The 3,747-nt window shown below is 75.1% G+C and carries 4 protein-coding genes; 1 reads left to right on the forward strand and 3 read right to left on the reverse strand.

The features are described from left to right. Positions 1 to 92: 92 nt before the first annotated feature. Positions 93 to 1,259 (reverse strand): glycosyltransferase, encoded by a 1,167-nt coding sequence (locus AC1MIR_RS08550; RefSeq protein WP_480027755.1) that lies wholly within the window; start codon positions 1,257 to 1,259, stop codon positions 93 to 95. 92 nt (positions 1,260 to 1,351) lie between these two features. Between AC1MIR_RS08550 and AC1MIR_RS08555 the strand changes: the two genes are divergently transcribed. Next, entirely contained in the window at positions 1,352 to 3,136 is a 1,785-nt protein-coding gene (locus AC1MIR_RS08555) for an FG-GAP repeat domain-containing protein (RefSeq protein ID WP_480027756.1), read from the forward strand. Here the strand turns inward: AC1MIR_RS08555 and AC1MIR_RS08560 are convergent. Then, a complete protein-coding gene (locus tag AC1MIR_RS08560; protein ID WP_480027757.1) occupies positions 3,123 to 3,515 on the reverse strand; it encodes a hypothetical protein in 393 nt (130 codons plus the stop codon). The two genes, AC1MIR_RS08555 and AC1MIR_RS08560, sit on opposite strands and share 14 nt — an antisense overlap. After that, positions 3,512 to 3,747 (reverse strand): hypothetical protein (locus tag AC1MIR_RS08565; protein WP_480027758.1); only part of this gene is annotated, 236 nt, incomplete at its 5' end. The genes AC1MIR_RS08560 and AC1MIR_RS08565, both read right to left, overlap by 4 nt.

Consider the following 3,747-nt stretch of genomic DNA (forward strand, 5'->3'; position numbering starts at 1 on the left):
CCGCGCGAATTGCCCGCCGCCCCCGCGCCTTCCCCAATCCCACCGCCGCCCGCGGTCCACGCCGGCGCCCCGACCGGCCGCCGCCGCGCGACCTAGGCCGCGGCGGCCCAAGGCTGGGCGGCGTATCCCGCGGGGGCGCGGCGGCGCGGGGCGCGCCGCGCCGCGTCGGCGCGCAGCCGCCGCAGCGCCTCGGCGGCGAAGCCGATGTCCGGCTCGGCCCAGCGCATCGCCGGGAAGTGGTAGGTGCGCTGCGGGTCCTCGGCGGGCACGAGCGTCCAGGGCACCGGCACGCCGACCGAGGTGTCCAGGAAGTCGGCGCTGCCGGACCAGCCGGTGGCGAGGACAGGAATGCCGCGTCGCATCGCCTCGGCCAGCGTCAGCCCAAAACCCTCGGCGCGGTGCAGGGAGAGCAGCAGGTCGGCCTCGGCATACAGCGCCTCCATCCCGGCATCGTCGAGCGTGGCGTCGCGGAGCTCGATGTTGGGCCCGGCGGCGAGCGATTGCAGCCGCGCCGCCTCGGCCGGGAAGGTCGCCAGGCGCTGCGTCTTGATGATCAGCCGCACGCCCGGATCGTCGCCGAAGGCCTGGCGGAAGGCGGCGATCATCCCCTCGGGGTTCTTCCGCGCGAGGCTGGAGGCGGCGTCGAGCACGGCCAGCACGGTGAAGGGTGCGCCGGGCGGCCGCGGCGCGCGCGGCGGCGCGGGGGCGAGCGCCACCGGATGCGGCACCACATGCACCGGCCGGCCGCCGGCGATCGGCGCGATGGCGGCGGCGGTGAAGGCGCTCGGCACCCAGATCTCGTGCACCAGCCTCACCCCGAGCCGCCACTCCGCCGGGACCTCCGGCAATTCCCAGGCCCAGTAGCCGATCACGCGCCGCCCCGCCGCGCGGCGCCGCCCGAGCGCGAGCATCGCCAGCCCCATCAGCGGCGCATTCACATGCAGGATCAGCGTGCCCCGGCCCGCGGCGGGATCGGGATCGGCGGCCGGCAGGGGCAGCGACGCCGTCTGGCGCAACGCCTCGGTCACGTCGCAGGCGGCGGCCGGCACGCCCGCGGCGCGCAGCGCGTCCAGGCAGAGCCGCGCCGAGATGCCGAGGCCCGAGGCGGTGCGCAGCGCGCCCACCACGATCGGCGGCGGCGTGGCCGGCGCGGCGCGGGCGATGCGCGGCGCCGCCAGCGCGCTGGCGCGGAACAGCGCGGCGCGCCTGAGCCCATAGGGCAGGCGCTGCCAGAGCTGGCGGTGGAGGAAGCCGATCATCGCGCCCTCATCGCCGCCACCGGGCGAAATGCCAAGGGCGGCGCCGCGCCGGCTTAACCGCGGCTTCACGCCGGCTGCGCCAGAACCGGCGCATGACCGCTGCAAACTTCCGGTCGAGCATCGGCTCGCCGCGGGCGGACAGCATCGTCACCTGGCGGTTCCTGGCCACCGGCGGGGATTCCTGGGGCGGCACGCTCATCGCCGATGCCGGCCTCCATGCCGCCGGGGACACGCTTGCCGGGGCCTTCGGCACCTACACCATCCTGCAGGTGGAGGATCGCGGCCTGGACCTCTCCGCCTTCGGGCTGGAGGACGGGCAGGTCTTCGTGGACTGGTACTGGGACGTGCAGACCGCGCAGTTCCTCGCCACGCGCAACGGCGCCGGCACCGCCGCGGGCGCCGCCGGCCTCGGCAGCGAGCAGGACTTCGCCTGGACCGGCCTCGCCTGGATGGCCTTCGGCATGGCCGGCGCGCAGCAGGCCGATGCCGCGACGGTCGCGGCCGATACGCGCTTCTCCTGGGTGTTCGAGGCGAATTCCGGCGACCGGTGGGGCGGCTGGCTGTTCGACCTGGGCAGCCGCTACGACGTCGGCAGCCTCATCCCCACCGCGCATGGCCGCTACCGCATCACGGCGGAGGAATCGGTGCCGGGCGGGGCGGCGGTGGCGTCGGGCAGCGTGCGGCTGACCGGCGGATACAGCGACTCCGCGAGCGGCATGCAGTTCAGCATCGCCGGCGCCGACGGCATCCAGGAGCATGGCGGCACGGGCCTCGGCAGCGAGCTCGGCGAGGCCTGGAACGACGCCGCCTGGGTCGCCTTCGGCCAGGGTGGCGGGCTGCAGGCGGATCCGCCGCCGGGCCCGCGCCTTGCGCTGACCGAATTCGGCTTCGTCGCCGGCAGCTGGTCCAGCCAGAACCAGTATCCGCGCGGCGCCGCGGATGTGAACGGCGACGGCCGCGCCGACATCTTCGGCTTCGGCAATGCGGGGATGTGGGTGGCGCTCGCCAATGCATCCGGCGGGTTCGACACGCCCTACCTCGCACTGGGCAATTTCGGCTTCGTCGCCGGCAGCTGGTTCAGCCAGAACCAGTATCCGCGCAGCGTCACCGACGTGAACGGCGACGGCCGCGCCGATGTGGTCGGCTTCGGCAATGCGGGTGTCTGGGTCGCGCTGGCCGACGGCGCGGGCGGCTTCGGGCCGATGCGCCTGGTGCTGGACGGCTTCGGCCTGCAGGCCGGATCCTGGGTCAGCCAGGATCGGTTCCCCCGCGCCATGGCCGACCTGAACGGCGACGGCCGCGCCGATGTGGTCGGCTTCGGCAATGCGGGTGTCTGGGTCGCGCTGGCCGACGGCGCGGGCGGCTTCGGGCCGATGCGCCTCGCCCTCGACGCCTTCGGCTTCGTGGCGGGCAGCTGGGCGAGCCAGGACAGCTACCCGCGGGGCGTCGCCGATGTGAATGGCGACGGCCTGGCCGATGTCTATGGCTTCGGCAATGCCGGGGTGTGGGTGGCGCTGGCCGACGGGAATGGCGGCTTCCAGCCCGCGCAATTGATGCTCGGTGCCTTCGGCCTGCAGGCGGGAAGCTGGGAGAGCCAGAACCGCTTCCCGCGGCAGCTCGCCGACATGGATGGCGATGGGCTGGCCGATGTCGTCGGCTTCGGCAATGCCGGGGTGTGGGTCGCGCTGGCCGACGGTGCCGGCGGCTTCGCAGCGCCGAGGTTGGTGTTGGAGGGCTTCGGCGTCGTCGCCGGAAGCTGGGAGAGCCAGGACCGCTACCCCCGCCTCGCCGCCGATGTCACCGGAGACGGTCGGGCCGAGGTGATCGGCTTCGGCAATGCGGGGGTCTGGGTCGAGTCCCTGCTCAACCTCGGCTGAAATCCACGGGCCGGGCCGCCGCCTCGGCCCCCGGGCCGCGATCCTCGGCCGGGCGGAGTGCGGGCAGCGCGGCCAGGATGCGTTCGGCATGGTGGACCATGTAGCCGTCGAGCCGGTGGACATGCCCGGCCAGGGCCTCCTCGACCTGGGCCACGACCGTCTCCGCGCTGCGGCGCTGCGCGGCGTCCTGCGCCGCGGCCAGTCCGGCAAGCGCTGCGGCGTGCTCGGCGCGCGCCGCGCCCAGTTCGGCGCGCGTGGCGGCCAGTTCGGCGCGCAGCGCGGCCGAGGCGTCGGCAAGCCGGGCGAGCTGCGCTTCCAGCAGCATCAGCCGCTCGCGCATCTCCTGCCGCCCGAGCAGGCGGGACACCCAGCGCCTCATGCGACGATGCGCTCGGGCGCGCGTTCGGGCATGTCGGCCGCCGGCGGGAGGATCGCGGCCCATTGCCGTTCGGCAAGCGCGGTGTCGAACCTGGCCACGATTCGCGGCTGGAAGGCGCGCATCGCCTCGGCAAGCGCCTGATCGCCCGCCAGCAGGCGCCGCGCCTTGGCCCGCATCTCCGCGGCATCGGCGCAGGCGCCGGGCCCGCCGCCCGCGCGGCTGTCGCAGAGCC

The sequence above is a fragment of the Falsiroseomonas sp. RANM36 genome, from assembly GCF_056682175.1.